Source organism: Streptomyces sp. NBC_01006 (assembly GCF_045162725.1).
Taxonomy (GTDB): Bacteria; Actinomycetota; Actinomycetes; order Streptomycetales; family Streptomycetaceae; genus Streptomyces.
The window spans coordinates 7,513,014-7,528,325 of the sequence record NZ_CP108700.1; the positions used below are offsets into that span (position 1 = coordinate 7,513,014).

13 protein-coding genes are annotated in these 15,312 nt (G+C 74.6%); 7 read left to right on the top strand and 6 right to left on the bottom strand.

Annotation, left to right across the window (positions count from 1 at the left end; translation table 11 throughout):
- Positions 1–62: 62 nt before the first annotated feature.
- From OG509_RS34255 to OG509_RS34265, 3 genes are all read left to right on the top strand, one after another.
- Positions 63–881, top strand: a complete 819-nt coding sequence (locus tag OG509_RS34255; RefSeq protein ID WP_406186461.1) for a serine/threonine protein kinase — start codon at positions 63–65, stop codon at positions 879–881.
- A gap of 8 nt (positions 882–889) precedes the next feature.
- On the top strand, positions 890–2,395 hold the full coding sequence (locus OG509_RS34260) for a serine/threonine-protein kinase (protein WP_406186462.1): 1,506 nt from the start codon (positions 890–892) through the stop codon (positions 2,393–2,395).
- Between the two features lie 128 nt (positions 2,396–2,523).
- Positions 2,524–4,050, top strand: coding sequence for a hypothetical protein (locus OG509_RS34265; protein WP_406186463.1), 1,527 nt, complete (start codon positions 2,524–2,526; stop codon positions 4,048–4,050).
- Between the two features lie 50 nt (positions 4,051–4,100).
- Here the strand turns inward: OG509_RS34265 and OG509_RS34270 are convergent, their stop codons facing one another.
- Both OG509_RS34270 and OG509_RS34275 read right to left on the bottom strand, forming a co-directional pair.
- Positions 4,101–4,727 carry a sigma-70 family RNA polymerase sigma factor gene (locus tag OG509_RS34270; protein ID WP_385590135.1) on the bottom strand — a complete coding sequence of 209 codons (627 nt, stop codon included), beginning with the start codon at positions 4,725–4,727 and terminating at the stop codon, positions 4,101–4,103.
- 168 nt (positions 4,728–4,895) lie between these two features.
- The gene (locus tag OG509_RS34275) at positions 4,896–5,516 is read right to left on the bottom strand and encodes a hypothetical protein (protein ID WP_406186464.1); all 621 of its coding nucleotides are present in this window, start codon (positions 5,514–5,516) and stop codon (positions 4,896–4,898) included.
- 229 nt (positions 5,517–5,745) lie between these two features.
- Here OG509_RS34275 and OG509_RS34280 point away from each other — a divergent pair, with 229 nt between their 5' ends.
- Positions 5,746–6,957 carry an MFS transporter gene (locus OG509_RS34280; RefSeq protein ID WP_406186465.1) on the top strand — a complete coding sequence of 404 codons (1,212 nt, stop codon included), beginning with the start codon at positions 5,746–5,748 and terminating at the stop codon, positions 6,955–6,957.
- The gene (locus OG509_RS34285; protein WP_406186466.1) at positions 6,954–8,015 is read left to right on the top strand and encodes a sugar ABC transporter permease; all 1,062 of its coding nucleotides are present in this window, start codon (positions 6,954–6,956) and stop codon (positions 8,013–8,015) included. Before OG509_RS34280 ends, OG509_RS34285 begins: the two co-directional genes overlap by 4 nt.
- 6 nt (positions 8,016–8,021) lie before the next feature.
- Here the strand turns inward: OG509_RS34285 and OG509_RS34290 are convergent, their stop codons facing one another.
- Positions 8,022–9,185 (bottom strand): acyl-CoA dehydrogenase family protein, encoded by a 1,164-nt coding sequence (locus OG509_RS34290; protein ID WP_406187765.1) that lies wholly within the window; start codon positions 9,183–9,185, stop codon positions 8,022–8,024.
- Positions 9,186–9,351: 166 nt separating this feature from the next.
- On the opposite strand from OG509_RS34290, the gene OG509_RS34295 reads away from it, so the two are divergent.
- Both OG509_RS34295 and OG509_RS34300 read left to right on the top strand, forming a co-directional pair.
- A complete protein-coding gene (locus OG509_RS34295; RefSeq protein WP_406186467.1) occupies positions 9,352–11,166 on the top strand; it encodes a CoA transferase in 1,815 nt (604 codons plus the stop codon).
- Positions 11,163–12,869, top strand: a complete 1,707-nt coding sequence (locus OG509_RS34300) for a class I adenylate-forming enzyme family protein (protein ID WP_406186468.1) — start codon at positions 11,163–11,165, stop codon at positions 12,867–12,869. The genes OG509_RS34295 and OG509_RS34300 overlap by 4 nt, the downstream gene beginning before the upstream one ends.
- A 100-nt stretch (positions 12,870–12,969) precedes the next feature.
- Here the strand turns inward: OG509_RS34300 and OG509_RS34305 are convergent, their stop codons facing one another.
- From OG509_RS34305 to OG509_RS34315, 3 genes are read right to left on the bottom strand one after another with little or no spacing between them, the layout of a single operon-like run.
- Complete coding sequence (locus OG509_RS34305) at positions 12,970–13,788, bottom strand: ABC transporter substrate-binding protein (protein WP_406186469.1); 819 nt, start codon at positions 13,786–13,788, stop codon at positions 12,970–12,972.
- A complete protein-coding gene (locus OG509_RS34310) occupies positions 13,746–14,612 on the bottom strand; it encodes a metal ABC transporter permease (RefSeq protein ID WP_406186470.1) in 867 nt (288 codons plus the stop codon). The genes OG509_RS34305 and OG509_RS34310 overlap by 43 nt, the downstream gene beginning before the upstream one ends.
- Positions 14,609–15,244, bottom strand: a complete 636-nt coding sequence (locus OG509_RS34315; RefSeq protein ID WP_403726341.1) for a metal ABC transporter ATP-binding protein — start codon at positions 15,242–15,244, stop codon at positions 14,609–14,611. The genes OG509_RS34310 and OG509_RS34315 overlap by 4 nt, the downstream gene beginning before the upstream one ends.
- Between the last annotated feature and the right edge of the window lie 68 nt (positions 15,245–15,312).

The window sequence follows — 15,312 nt, forward strand, 5'->3', positions numbered from 1 at the left end:
AGGCCGCCAACCGGTAACGTTCCCTGTACGACGTCTTGTCAGCACGTCGTACAGGGGGAGTGGTGAGCGGCATAGTCGTCCATCTGCCGCAGGGGAGCGGCGGCGGCGCCGACGGGGAGCCGGGCGGTGGCGCGGTGACGTTACGGCTCGGGCCGGGCGAGGTCGCGCGGTTCGGGCGCGGTTCGTCGGCGACCCCAGTCGAACTGCGGCTCGCCGACGAGGCGATCTCCCGGCTGGCCGGGGAGATCCGGGTCACCGACGACCACTGGCAGCTGACCAACCACAGCACCACCCAGAGCTATCTCGTGGAGAACCCGGAGGGAGCCGGCGAGTACCTGCGGGTGTCTCCGCGCCGGGCCGGGGCGCCCATCCCGTTCGAGTTCTCCCGGGTGGTGCTGCCCACGCGCCGCGGCACCACCGTCTCCTTCCAGGTGTTCGCGCCCGACCACGTCTACCTGGACCCGCCCGGTGCGGGCGGCTCCTGGGCGAGCCGCACCGTCACGGCGTACTCCCTGGACGAGACGGCCACGTACTTCCTGGTGCTCGTCGCGCTCTGCGAACCCTGGCTGCGCGACCGGTCGCCGGTCTCGGTGCCCACCACCCCGCAGGTCGTCGAGCGGCTGCGGGGCCATGCCACCGGCGGCAGGCTGACGGCGCGCGCGGTCAGCTCGCACATCGACTACCTGGCCGACGAGAAGCTCCGCATCGGCGTCGCGTCCGCCGCGCTCGAAGCGGGTGCGGGCGGCGGTGTTGGTGGCGCGGACCGCCGCAACGGCAAGCGGGACGCGGTCGTCGGGCTCGCGCTGAAGTTCGGCATCGTACGGGAGGAGCACCTCGCGCTGCTGCCGCCCCGGGCCGAAGCGGGCGCGCGGGGGCGGTAGGCGACGTGATGCGCGTGCAGGGTCCGGACGGTCCGGGCGCCTCGTGGGACAGCACCCACACCGAACTGCTGCCCGCGGGCCACCGGGTGGGCGACTGGGTGGTCACCGAGCCGATCGGGTCCGGGGGTTGGGCCACCGTGTACGCGGGCCGGCCGGCCGACGGGCGCGCGGTGAGCGCCGCCGGGCCGGGGCGGGGTGCGGCGGTCACGGAGCCCGCCGAGGTCGCCCTCAAGATCATGCCGACCTCCGGACTCGCACCGCGCCAGGCCCGCAGCGTCGCCGAGGCGGCCCGGCGCGAGGTCGAGATCGGCGTACGGGCGGGGCATCCGCGGCTCATCCGGCTGCTGGACAGCACCGTCCTCGGCGCACCGGACCACCCGGCGCTGGACGGCGCGATCGTCCTGGTCATGGAGCGGGCGAAGGGCAGCCTGCGCGATCTGCTCGACGCCGGGGTGAGCGAGGCCGAAGGTGCCCGGCTGATCGCCGGGATCTGCGAGGGGCTGGCCCATCTGCACGGCGCCGGCTGGGTGCACGCCGACCTCAAGCCCGAGAACGTCCTCATCGGCGAGGACGGTTCGGTCAAGCTCTCGGACTTCGGGCTCGCCGCCGAGCTGACCACCGGTACGCACGGGCACGGGCCCCCGATGGGCACCTTGGACTACCTCCCGCCCGAGCGCTGGAGGGCCCCGCTGGGGGAGTTGGGCGTGGAGATCCGTCCGAGCGCCGACATCTGGGCCCTGGGCATCGTGATCCACGAGGTGTTCGCCTCGGGCGCCCCGCTGTTCTCCGGAGCCACGCCGGTGGCGCGGGGCGCCGCCGTACAGGAGTACGCGGCGGGGCGCGCGCCCCTGCGCATGGCCAACGGGGTCCCGGAGTTCTGGCGCGCGCTGGCCACCGACTGCCTCGCCCCGACGCATGCCGCGCGCGCAGCGCACACCGCCGAGAGCCTGCTGGAGCGCATCGCGGACCGGCAGGCGGGTCGGACCGCGGCCCCGACCCGGACGCGCCGCCTTCGGCGGGCCACGCGGATCGCCCTCTTCGCCCTCGCGGCGTGCGGTGCGGTCGGTTCCGCGATCTGGTCGTTCGCGGGGCACGCCGGCTCGGAGGGGGACGCCGCCGCACAGGTCGGGACGGCCGAACCACCGCTCCATGTACGGGTGTTCAACGCAGAGAAGGCGTGCCAGGAGCGTACGGACCGGGACCCGCAGTGCAGTCTGGGCCTGGCGATCGACCCCATGCGGCCGTACATCGCCGGGAACGTCGTGCCGCTCCGCGTCTGGCACGCCGATGTTCTCGACGCCGACTGCCAACTGCTGCGCGGCGAAGTGGTCATCGACGAGTCGGACACCCGCTCCACGCACTGGTTCCGGGTCCGCCTGCCGAATGCCGACCCGAATGCCGACCCGAATGCCGACCCGAGCGCCGACCCGGGTGCCATCGCCTGGCTGCCGGCCGTACGCACGAAGGACCGCCCGTCGCTCCCGAGGTGTCCGGCCCCTGCGGCCGCTCGCTGACCCGGGCGCCCGGAACTCGTCGAGTGGCTGACAACTCCCCGTGTCCAGTACACAATTGGGCAGGCTGACGTCGGGGGGCGGTCATGGGTCAGGCATCGCGGGCATCACAGGTGTCGCGGGCATTGTGGGTGGGGACACCCGTTCTTCTGGCGGGGCTCTTCTTCTGGTGGGCCTCGTACGCCACGACGATCATCGTCTGGGAGGGCCGCAAGCTCCTGTCCTGGCTGGCCGCGCCGCTGCTGCTCGTCGCCCTCCTCCTGCTGGCGGGGCTGGCGGTGAAGCTCGTCCGGCGCAAGAGGGGCGCAGGCGGCGGCGGGAGTACCGCGGTGGTCCTGGGATGGCTGGGCGCCGTCCTCGGGCTGGGCATCGGGATCTGGTGGCTGGTGTACGGGTCGTACCTCCAGGACCGGGCGTACATGCAGAGCGTGCAGATCGTGAGCGGGCCGGTGCCCGAACTGGCGGCCCGCGCACCCTATGTGGTCGGCAAGGCGCAGGCCGCCCCGCACCTCGGCGATGTCACCGGCGAGATCTCCGACATCACCTACCTGCCCGACTCGGACCGGTTCGCGACCCTCGTCGAGCGGCGCGGCTGGCTCTCCGGGTACGAGGTCGGCCTTGAGCAGGACATCCCGCTCGGCGGCAACAGCCGCAGCCAGCAGCGCTGTTCGTTCGACATCGACAAGGCCGACGCGCGGATCGGCGGCTGGTTCGGCCACAACCTCGGCCGACAGATCTCGGCCAAGCAGCGCTGGGTGCGCTTCGACGCCGACGACGCGTACGTGACCTGCTCGGGCGACACCCCGATCGTGGTCGTCCCGCTCAAACGCCAGACCGGGATCCTGGTGGTGACCGAACGGCCCGCCGGACTGGCGCTCTACGACGGGCGGACCGGGAAGCTCACGATCACCAACGATACGGCCGGGGTACCCGGCCCGTCCTATCCGCTCAGTCTCGCGGCCCGGCAGCGGGAGGGGACCGCCGCCGTCGGCAGCTTCAGCGACTGGTGGTTCGAGCGCAGCGGTTGGGACGCCTCCGAGGACGGGGCCAATGCGGGCAACGAGTCGGAGTTCACCCTCCAGTACCGCGACGCGAGCGGGCGCAGCGCGTACGTCACCCCCCTCACTCCCCAGGGTGAGGCCAGTTCGGTGGTCGCCGTGTCGACCGTGCCGACCCGCCACCAGGGTGGCGGACTCGCCCCGATGACCGTCCACCGGCTCGATCCGACGTGGTCGTCGCCGCAGGCGCTCGTCGCGCTGATCAAGGCCGAGTACCGGGACGTCTGTTGCTACAACGACGACCAGGTGTTCGAGGTCGTGCCGACCGGCGGCAGCACCTGGACCGCCACGATCGGCAGCGCGCAGAACATCCGGTACCGGGTGGAGGGCCGGGGCCAGGTGGGCGGACGCGAGGCGACCTGCCTGAAGGCCGCCGACGGAGCCCTCATCAAGTGCGCGTACGCGGCGCCCGGATCGCCGGAGGAGCAGGAACTCCAGCGCAGGGAGCAGGAGAAACAGAAACAGCAACAGGCGGGCCAGAGCCCGGGCGGCGCCGCCAAGGACCCGGGCGATCTCACGGCGTACACCCCCGAGCAACTCGCAGACCTCCAACGACGTGTCTCCGATGAGGTCATCCGCCGGCTGAAGGGCGGTGGCTAGACACCCCACAGGGCCGGGGCAGGAGCTTCGGAGCCTGCCCCGGCCGGGGGTCAGGCGGCGGCCGGAGCTTCGGCCTCGGCGTCCGTGAGGAGCTCCACGAGCGAGGTACGGGCGCGCGCGACGCGGGAGCGGACCGTGCCGATCGGGCAGCCGAGCGCGCTCGCCGCCTCGGCGTACGGGAGCCCCAGCACCTGGGTGAGGACGAAGACCTCGCGGCGCTCGGCGGGGATCGTCCCCAGCAGCTCCGCGAGGGCGATCCCGTCCTCGAAGCCGGGCAGATCGCGCGGCTGGGCACGTTCGGCGGCGGTCTGCCAGTCGTCCCGGTCCGAGATCTTGGGGCGGGCCGCCTTGTGGCGGAGGCTGTCGATGACCGTGCGCCGGGCGATCGACAGCAGCCACGTACGGGCGGAGGAGCGGCCCTCGAAGCGGTGCAGGCTGCCCAGGGCGCGCAGGAAGGTCTCCTGGGTCAGGTCGTCCGCCGACTGCGGATCGGCGCTGAGGTAGGCCACGTAGCGCCGGACGTCGCGGTGCAGGGCGCGTACGAAGCGGTCCACCGCGTCGGGGTCGCCGTCCCGCGCGGCGAGCGCCAGCAGGGTCGTCGACTCGTCCGGGCCGCCGGTGTGGCGTGCGGGTGCCGTCTCGGCGGCGGTCGGACGGGGAAGCAGGGCAGGGGTCATCGCCTGATGTCCTTCTGGGAATCCGGGATCCGGATCCGGCGCCGCGTGCGCACTGGATGGCGGGGCGGGCCGGTGAGCGGGCCGGTGAGGGGTACGGCCCGCCGGACGGCGAGGCCGATGACCGAGGCGCGCAGCGGTGCGGCTTCGCGCGCGTCGGTGAGCCGGCTGTCAGATGACAGCGGTCCCGGGAGGCGGACCCCGTGAGGTGATGGCGTGGACGAGCAGGAGACCGCGCAGCGGTCGGGTGCGGAGGTCGGGGCCCACGCGCGGGTGCGGCCGGCCGGCGGGCAGGGGGAGCCGGAAGGTCCAGCGCAGCGGTACGAGCAGCAACCCGGCCAGGGCGCGCAGGACGCGGAACGCGCCCTGTTCCCCGTACGCGAGCCAGAGCCCGCAGAGCAGGGCGGCGAGGAGGTGCGCGGCCAGCATGCCGGTGGGTGACGTGGAGCCGATGTCGTGCCCGGCGGCGGGCATCGGCATGTGCATCTGCATCTGCGTCTGCACGGTCATGCCGCCGTCGGTCATCGCGTGCGCGGCGTGGTGGGCGTGCCCGCCCGTGCCGGGCGGCGGTGGCGGGTCCATCGACGGGCGGGCCGCTGCCTGGGCCAGTGCGAACCCGGTGTGCAGGGCGGCCTGGACGCCGACGGTCGCGGAGGTGACGGCCAGGAGGCCGCGTTCGCGCTCGGCGAGGATCCACGCGACCGCTCCGGTGGCCCCCACGGCCGCTGCCATCGCCCACCAGGGGACGGTCGTCCCCGACATGAGGAGGTGGCCGAGGGATGCGAGCAGCACGCAGATGGCCGCGAACAACGCGGCCCTGAATGCGCGGCAACATCGACCGGGAGTCATGGCGGGCTCATCGTCGCACCCCTCTGAAGACGGCCACAGAGGGGCGCCGGGAATTGGCACGACCGGACAAAACCATATGTGTCGCACGCCACAACAGGCCTTGGGAACCCACTGGTTCACTGCTCCGACTCCTGCCCTGGACCGAAATGGCGGCCATGGGAACGGAGTCAGCGTGGGGGAGCGGACGGCATCGGAGAAGACCGCCGGGGCGGCGGCTGACGGCCGGCTGACGGCGCTGCTCACGTGTGCGATGGCCTTCTCGATGCTCCAGCTCTTCCTGCTCGGCGCGTTCGGCCCGCGCCTCGTGGACGAACTGGGGGTCTCACCGACCGTCCTCGGCCTGACGACCACGATCGGCTTCGGAACGGCGGCCGTGCTCTCGCCGGTCGGCGGCCGCATGGTGGACCGGACGGGCCCGCGCCGCTGCCTCGTCGTCCTGCTGCTGGTGTCCGCGGCCGCGCTCGGGCTGATCGGCGCAGCGCCCGGCCCGGGGTTCCTCCTCGCCGCCGTGGCGCTGGGCGGACTGCCGCAGGCGCTCGCCAATCCGGCGACCAACAAGGCGATCCTGGCCGCCGTTCCGCCCGCCCGGCATGGATCGGTGACCGGTATGAAGCAGTCCGGCGTCCAACTCGGCGCGTTCGCCGCCGGGTTGCCGCTGGCGGCGCTGGCCGGAAGCGTCGGCTGGCGCGGCGCCGTATGGACGGCCGCCGCAGCGGCCGCGCCGGCCGCCCTCTGGGCGCACCGCGCCCTGCCCGCGGATCCGCCGGCGAAGGCCGCGGCTCCGGTCGCTTCGCTCGTCCCGAGAGGCGCCATCGCCTGGCTCGCGGTCTTCTCCCTCTTCCTGGGCTGCGGAATCGCCTCGGTCAATACGTACGTGGCCCTCTTCGGCGTCCGGAAGCTCGGCATGGGGCCGACCGAGGCCGCGGCCCTGGTGGCGGTCCTCGGTGTCGCGGGCATCGCCGGCCGGGTGGGCTGGTCGAAGGCGGCCCGGCCGGGGCGCGCCGAGTGGCTGCCCGGCGCGCTGGCGGCCGGCGCCGTACTGGCCGCCTGCCTGCTGGCAGCCGCGCTGTACGCGCCGCCGCTGGTCTGGGTCGCGGCCGTCGCCGTCGGGGTCTTCGCCGTCTCCGGCAACGCCGTCTCGATGGTGCTGGTGATGCAGCGGGCCGCGCCGGGCCGGGCCGGCCAGGACTCCGCGCTGGTCGCCGCCGGGTTCTTCGCCGGGTTCGCGGTCGGGCCGCCGCTGTTCGGACTGCTGGCGCAGGCGGGCCGGTACGGGCCGGGCTGGCTGCTGGTCGCCGCCGAGTTCACCGCGGCCGCCGCCGTCGCGACGGCCTGGGCCGTACGGGAACGGCGGCGCGGCCCGCGTACGGAGGTCCCGGCGTGACACCGGCGAACTGGGCCGGGCGGGCGCTGGCCGACGTACTCGACCGGGCCGCCGCCACCCGTACCGAGACCGGCGACCGGTTCCCGCTGTACGCCGACCCGGACACCGGCCGCTGGACGACCACCGGCCGCGGTGCGTGGACCGGCGGGTTCTGGGCCGGGCTGCTGTGGCTGCGGGCCCGGCACACCGGGGACGCGGGCGACCGGGCGGCCGCCGCCGCGTGCACGGCACGGCTGGCCGACTGGGCCGAGGCCGACACCGCGACGCGCGGGCTGATCCTCTGGTACGGGACGGCGCTCGCCGGCGGTGACGCCGGGGCTCGGGAGCTGCGGACTCGGGCGGCCAAGGCCGCGCTGGCCGCGCTGGACCCCGAACTCGGGCTGGTGCCCTGGGGGTCGGCCTTCGGCGGCCCCCGGCTGCTGGCCCGGGTCGACGGCGTACCCGGCATGGTGGCGCTGCTCGCCGCAGCGGGCCCGGACGGCGAACGGGCCGCCGCCTCCCACCTCCACCGGCATCTCGACCTCTGCCTCGGCGCGGGCGGACGCACCGTACCGGCCTGGGAGTTCGACGCCGAGGCGGGCTGGCGGGCGTGCGGGGAACCCTCGGCGGGCTGGACCCGGGGCAGCGCCTGGCTGCTGCTGGCGGTGGCCGACGCCCTGCACCGCCCCGAGATCGCCCGGAGCGCCCCGGACCGGCTGGAGGCGGCGGCGCAGCGGCTGGCCGACGCGTGGACGCGGCCCTGCACCCCGTTCGTTCCCCTGGCGGACGAGGCGCTGCCCGCCGGCCCTCTGGACACCTCCGCCGCCGCCATCGCGGCCGTCGCCCTGCTGAAACTGGCCCGGGTGCCGGGCTGCCCGGCCGCGTCGCAGTACGCGTACCGGGCCGCCGCGATCCTGGAGCGCCTGGTGGGCGAGCACCTGACCCGGGGCATGCTGCTGGACGGCTGCTACGACGCCGGGAAGGGCATTGCGGTACGGCACGAGCTGGTGTGGGGCGACTTCTTCCTGGCGCTCGGCCTGGCGGCGCTGACCGGGCTGGTCGAGATCGGGGACGTTTAGAGGGCTCTACGTCTCGTACTTCTCGTACTTCTCGTACGTACGGAGTACCCGGCGGGCCACCGAGGTGATGTGGAGCTCGTCCGGGCCGTCGAGGATGCGGGCCGCGCGGCCGGTGCGCAAGAGCGCCGGCAGCGGGGTGTCGGGGCCGAGCCCGGCCGCTCCGTGCACCTGGATGGCCGCGTCCGCGACCTGCTGGAGCATCCGGGCCGCGGCGACCTTGGCCAGCCCCACCTCCACGTGTGCGTCCAGGCCGGCGGCGATCTTCGCCGCGGCCTCGTGGACCAGCGGGCGGGTGGTGCGCAGCGCGAGCAGCGCCTCGAAGACGTGCTGCTGGACGAGCTGGTGGCCGGCCAGCGGACCGCGGGATCCCGTACGGGAGTTGGCGCGTGCGCACATCAGGTCGAAGGCGCGCTGGGCCTGGCCGAGCCAGCGCAGGCAGCGCAGGGTGCGGCCCAGCTGGAGCCGTTCCGCGGCGATGGCCAGGGCTCGTCCGCGCCGGCCGAGGAGATGGTCGGCGGCCACTGCGACCTGGTCGAAGTCGATCTCCCACTGGCCGCAGGCCCCGAATACGGGCAGTTCGCGTACGACGCGGAAGCCGGGGGAGTCGGTGGCGACCAGCAGGAGGGACAGGCCCTCGCGGTCCCCCCGCTCCCCGTCGGTCCGGGCGAGGACGGTCACCAGATCGGCCCCGGCCGCCCCCGAGACGAACCACTTGCGGCCGCTGACACGCCAACTGCCGTCGGGCTGCACCTCGGCGCGGGTCGCGGTACCGAACGGATCGGTGCCCGGGGTGTCCGGTTCCGTCATGGCGTAGCAGGCGCGCAGCTCCCCGGCGGCCAGCCGGCCGGGGTACCGGTCGCGGACCCGGTCGCCGCCGTGCTTCCACAGCATGGTCGCGTCGAGCAGGGGTGCGGAGCCGAGAGCCGCCGGTCCGTGGTCGCTCGCCCCTTCGGCCTCGGCGATCAGCGCGTACTGCGCGAAGGGGAGCCCTTGGCCGCCGAGTTCGGCGGGGAGCGGCAATGCCCAGAGGCCCTCCTGCTTAGCCTGGGCTTGCAACTCCCGGAGGGCCGCCGCGGCGTGCGGCCCGCCCGCGTCGAGTACGGGCTCGCAGGGCATGACCCGGCTCCGGACGAAGTCCGCGACCCGGTCTCTCAACTCACCGTCGATCAAGGTGAGTTCGGAATGGGTGTGACTGCTGTCTCCGTGGCTCTGCACCAGTTTCCTCCAACGTGCCGGGAACCCGTGGGAACGACAGTCCGACTGCCTCCCCGAGGAACTGGTCGGGTGCGCACCCGACCCGGTTCCCGCGATCAGCACATCCGAGAAGAGGAGAGGCATGGCTTCACCAGCCGTCACCCGCACGGTCCGGCCGCTCGAAGGACTGCACCTCGCCGCCTCGGGACCGCCCGGACTGACCGGCCCGGCCCTGGAACACCTGGTGCTCCTCGGTGCGAGAGCGGGGATGGGAGCGAGACCGGAGCCGGCCGATCCCCGTGACGGCCGTACGGCGCGCATCTCCTTGTCCGGCAGCGAATTCGACCGGCAGGACGCGACCGTCAGCTGGTCGAGGCACCGGGCGAGCGGTATGACCGACGAGGCCACCGTCCAAGCGGCCACCGGCATCATGGCCGTGCACGGGCGGCGCGACGGCGCGCCCCGCGGCCTGGCCGTGGACTACGCCGCCACCGCCACGGGCGTACTCGCCGTACAGGGGCTGCTCGCCGGGCTTCTGGCCCAGGCTCGGGGCGGCCGGGCCGCCGGGGTGGCCACGAGCGCCGACCGGGCCGGGCTGCTGGCGGTCTCCCAGTACCTCGCCGCGGCCGGGGCCGACGAGGGCGAGGCGGCAGAACTGGCCCCCGGTGGGCCGCCGTTCACGTCCGCCGACGGCATCCTCTTCGAGCTGGAGACCCTCGACCCGGGCGCCTGGGCCGCGTTCTGGCGGGCCCTGGAGGCCCCCTTCGGCGCCGTGCGCGCCGGGTGGCGGCCGTTCCAGTTCCGGTACGCCACCGCCTGCGCACCCTTCCCGACGGCCCTGCACGGCACCACCCGTACGCACACCTGGCGGCGGATCGAGGCGGCGGCCGCGGCCTCCGGCGCCGAGGTCTGCCGACTGCGGACCCTCGCCGAGCGCGCGGCCGAACACGACGGCGCCGCGCCCTGGACCCTCGCCCCGTACGGATTCGGCCACCGGCCCCGCGCCACGCACCGCAACCCCGTGGCCCCCGCCCCCGCCCGGCCGCTGGCCGGGCTGACCGTGCTCGAAGCGGGCCGCCGGATCCAGGCCCCCCTCGCCGCCCACCTGCTGGGCCTCCTCGGGGCCGATGTCGTCCGGATCGAGCCCCCGGGCGGAGACCCGCTGCGCGGAATGCCGCCCGCCTGCTCCGGGATCTCCGCCCGCTGGCTCGCGCTGAACCGCGGCAAGCGGGCCGTCGAAGTGGACATCAAGTCCGCCGCCGACCGGCGCCGACTGCGCCAGTTGGCCGCCGACGCCGACGTCTTCCTGCACAACTGGGCCCCCGGCAAGGCGGCCGCGCTGGGACTCGACTCCGTCCACCTGGCCGCCGTGAACCCCGCGCTCGTCTACACCTACACGGGCGGCTGGGCGGGCCGGATCCCCGGCGCCCCGATGGGCACGGACTTCATGGTGCAGGCCCGCACCGGCGTAGGCGAAGCCGCCCGCCCGCAGGACGAGGCACCGGCGCCCTCCCTGATGACCCTGCTCGACGTACTGGGCGGACTCCTGGGCGCCGAGGCCGTACTGGCGGGACTGCTCCTGCGCGAGCGCAGCGGCGGAGAGGGCGTCCGCGTCGACTCCTCGCTGCTCGGAGCCGCCGACGCGCTCACCGCCCCGGCCCTGCGCCGGGCGCGGCGCGGAGAGGACCCGCGCCGGCCGGCCGGCTTCCGGCGGCCGCTGCGCACCGCGGACGGCTGGATCACCCCCACCGACGCCTGCGCGCCCGCGGCCGCCGCGTACGACCTGCGCGAACTGCCCACCGCGGAGGCCCTGGCGCAGCTGCGCGCCCACGGCCTGTCCGCGACCGCCGTCACCGCCGATCCGGCCGACCTGCACCACGACCCGCGCTTCCCCGGCTCGATCAGCCGCGACGCGCACGGTGCCCCCGCCGTTCCCGACCCCTGGAGCTTCCTATGACCGTCGCCCTGCACGACCTGCTGCCCGCCGGCCTCCGCCGCAGCTGGGCCGTCGACGGGACCTGCCCCGACCTCGACCTCTACAGCCTGTTCCGGGCCCGGCAGATCGCAGACCTGCACGCCACCGCCGTCGTCGACGCCAAGGGCAAGCTCTGCTACACCGCGCTGGACCGCAAGGTGCGATGTCTGGCCGCCGGCCTCGCCGGCCTCGGCATACGCCCCGGCGAGGTGGTCGGCGTCCAACTCCCCAACGGCCGGGGAGCGGTCATCGCCGATCTGGCCCTGGCCGCCGTCGGCGCGGTGGCGCTGCCCTTCCCGGTCGGCCGGGGGAGCCTGGAGGCGCAAGCCCTGCTGCGCCGGGCGGAGGCCGTCGCGGTCATCGCTCCCGTCGAACACCGGGGCAGCCACCCTGCCGCCGAGCTGCGGGCCCTGGTCCCGGCCCTGCCGGAGCTGCGCCATGTCATCGCCGCCGGGCGGGCCGGCAGCGCGCCTGAAGGAACGATTCCGCTCTCCGGACTGCTGCGCTCCGACCCGGCCGCGTTCGTGCCCGCCCGGCCCGACCCCGACAGCGCCGCCCGCATTCTCGTCTCCTCCGGGTCGGAGGCGGAGCCGAAGATGGTCGCGTACTCCCACAACGCGCTCGCCGGGGGCCGGGGCAACTTCCTCGCCTCGCTCATCCCTGACGGGACCCCGCCGCGCTGCCTGTTCCTCGTACCGCTCGGGTCCGCGTTCGGGTCCAACGGCACCGCAGTCACGCTCGCCCGGCACGGCGGGACGCTGATCCTGCTCGACCACTTCACCCCGGAGGCCGCCCTGGCCGCCGTACGCGAGCACCGGCCGACGCACATCCTCGGCGTCCCGACGATGGTCCGCATGATGCTGGACCGGCTGGAAGGTGTTGAGCCGGGTGCGGGCGAACTGCCCGCACCCACCGCCCTGGTCCTCGGCGGCTCGGCCTTGGACGAGACCACGGCCGAGGACGCCGCCCGCGCCTTCGGCTGCCGGGTCGTCAACCTCTACGGCTCGGCCGACGGGGTCAACTGCCACACCGGGCTGGGCGACGAGGCCCCGGAGGCCGAGGTGCACGCCACGGGGGTGGTGGCCGGCCGCCCCGACCCCCGAGTCGCGGACATCCACATCACCGACCCCGACACGCACGAGCAGCTCCCGGACGGCGAGATCGGCGAGATCATCGCGCGCGGGCCGATGACCCCGATGTGCTACGTGGCCTCCCCGGAGCTGGACGCCCGCTACCGCACCCCCGAGGGCTGGGTCCGTACGGGAGACCTCGGCCTGATCGACGAGGACGGGGTCCTGCACCTCGTCGGCCGCCTCAAGGACATCGTGATCCGCGGCGGGGCCAACATCAGCCCCGCCGAGGTCGAGCGGGAGCTCGCCGCGCATCCCCGCGTACGGGACGTGGTGTGCGTCGGCATCCCGGACCGGCTGATGGGCGAGCGCCTCGCGGCCTGCGTCGTACCGCGCGGCCCCGAGGCCCCCACGCTCGACTCGCTCGGCGAGCACCTCACCCGCCGCGGCCTCGAACGGCGCAAGCACCCCGAACACCTGCTGGTGCTCGCGGAACTCCCGCTCACGCCGGCCGGCAAGCCCGACCGCGCCGCCCTGCGCGAGCGGCTGGCGCAGCCCGTGCGCACCGCCCCCACGCCGGCCGCCCCTGCCCCTCCGCTCGCCCACGCGGGCTGACCCGCCCGCGGACCGGCGACGCCGGGGACACGAGGAGGGGGAGAGCAACCTGAGTTGCTCTCCCCCTCCTCGTGCGCCGCCTTCGCGTGTGCCGCGCGCGTCAGGAAGCGCCCGCGGCCTTCTTCAGTTCGGCCGCCGCGTTGCGGTAGACGGGCAGCAAGTCGAGGTCCGTGCCCGGGTAGTTGACGATCTCGATCTGCCGGGCGCCCGAATCGGGCAGGACGGTCCCGGTCGACATGTGGGCGTTGTCCAGCACCAGGGCGGGCTTCTTCCCGGAGAGCTCGGCGAGTTGCGCCGGGGTGACCGCCTCGGGGCCGTAGGTGCCGACCGGCGCGGCCCCGGCCAGCTTCGCGGACCAGGTGGTGAACACCTGGCTGACGACCGCCGGGCTCTTCCCGCCAGGCCAGGAACCCTGGACGTCCTTCGACAGCTTCGCGTACTCGGCGTCGAACGACGCCGTCCACCGCGCGGCGGCCTCCTCCGTGCCGAACAGCTTGCCCAGCTTGGCCACTTCGCCCTTGACCTTGTCGGCGTCGTTGTCGAGGTTCACCTCGACCAGTTCGGCCTTCGAGCCGGCCGCGTCCTTGATCTTCGCCGCGTACGGCTCGAAGGGCGCGTAGAGCACGAAGTCGGCCTTGCCGACGGCGGCGAGGTCGGAGGGCTTGGGGTCGTAGTCCGGGGCGTGGTGTACCGACTGCGGCACGATCACCTTGACGTCCTCGGCGCCGGCGGCCTTGGCGAAGGCGCCCTCCCAGGTGGTCGTGACCACGACGACCGGTTTCCCGCCGTGGTGGCCGGGCGCGGCGTCCTTCGAGGAGGTGCCGGTGTTGCCGTTGCTGTTGCCGCAGCCGGTGACGAGGGCCGTCAGTGCCGCGGTCAGTGTGAGGAGGGAAGCGAATCGGACGCGGGTGCGCGCCATGTGCTGATGCTCCGTTCGGGGATGAGATGGACCGCGAGGACGAGCGCCCCCGCGGTGAGGACGAGGACCGGCCCCGGCGGCCAGTCGAGCCGCAGGGCGACGAGGAACCCGGTCAGGTTCACGGCCACCCCGATGCCGACCGCCCACAGGGTGATGGACCGCAGCGAGGTGCCCAGGCGGCGCGCCGCGAGTGCCGGCAGCAGGGTGAGGGCGTCGACGAGCAGCGCGCCGGTGAGCTTGATCGCCCCGGCGACCGCCACGGCGACCAGGACCAGCAGGACGACGGTCAGCGCCTGGACGGGGACGCCCGAACACTGGGCCAGCTCACGGTCGTACAGCAGCAGGGCCACATCGCGCCGCCGCCACCAGAACAGCCCCGGTACGAGGGCCGCCAGCGCGCCGAGCACCACGAGGTCGGCGGTGCCCACGGACAGGATCGAGCCCCACAGCAGGGCGAACGCACCGGAGGCGTTGACCCCCGACACGGCCAGGACGAGCAGCGCGGCCGCGATGGCCAGGCTCATCAGCAGGCCCATCGCCCTGGACAGCCCGTCCGGGGTACGGGCGAGCGGTGCCACCCCGGCCCCGGCCAGGGCGCAGGCGACGAGCGCGCACAGCATCGGATCGAGCCCGGTCAGCAGCCCGATCGCGATGCCCAGCAGGGCGACGTGCATCATCGCGAAGCGCACCGGCATGATGTCGAGCCCGACGATGACCACGCCGATCACCGGCAGGCCGATCGCCGCCAGCAGCAGGGCGAAGCCCGCCCGCTGGACGGGGACCAGCTGGAGCAGTTCGCCGAGGTCGGCGCCCGCGAGGATCACGCGACCTCCCGCAGCCGGCCCGCGGCCATCTCCAGTACGCGGTCACAGCGCTGCGCGAGCGCCCGGTCGTGCGTCACCACGACGAGGGTCACCGGCAGGGCGGTCAGTACGTCGGCCGCCTCCTCCTGGCCGTCGAAATCCAGCGCGGCGGTCGGCTCGTCGGCCAGGAGCACCTCGGCCCCCGCCGCCACCGCGCCGATCGCCCGGGCCAGGTACATCCGCTGCAACTGCCCGCCGGACAGCGTGTGCAGCGGCCGGCCGAGCAGTGCGCCGACGCCCAGTTTCCGTGCCGCTTCGGCCGCTTCGGCCGGTGCGCCGCCGCTGGCCAGCAGCTCGTCCCCGAGGAGCGGGAACCGGCCGGCCGCCGGCTTCTGCGGGATCCAGGCGCAGGAGCGCCGCCGCCAGGCCCATTCCGCGGCCGAGCAGGTGCCGCGGCCGCCGACCAGGATGCTGCCGGACACCTGGCGGTGCAGCCCCAGGACCGCGCGCAGCAGCGTGGTCTTGCCCGAGCCGTTGGTCCCGGTCAGCGCGACGCGCTCGCCCGCCGCGATCTCCAGGTCCACGTCGGCGACCGCCTCGACCCGGCCGTGGCGGCAGGCGACCCCCCGCATGCGTACGTCCAGCCCGCCCATCCGTCGCCCTCCCGTCGTCCGGTGCCGGGTGGCTCCCGGCACGCGGAGTTGGTCGGACGGAGGCCGGT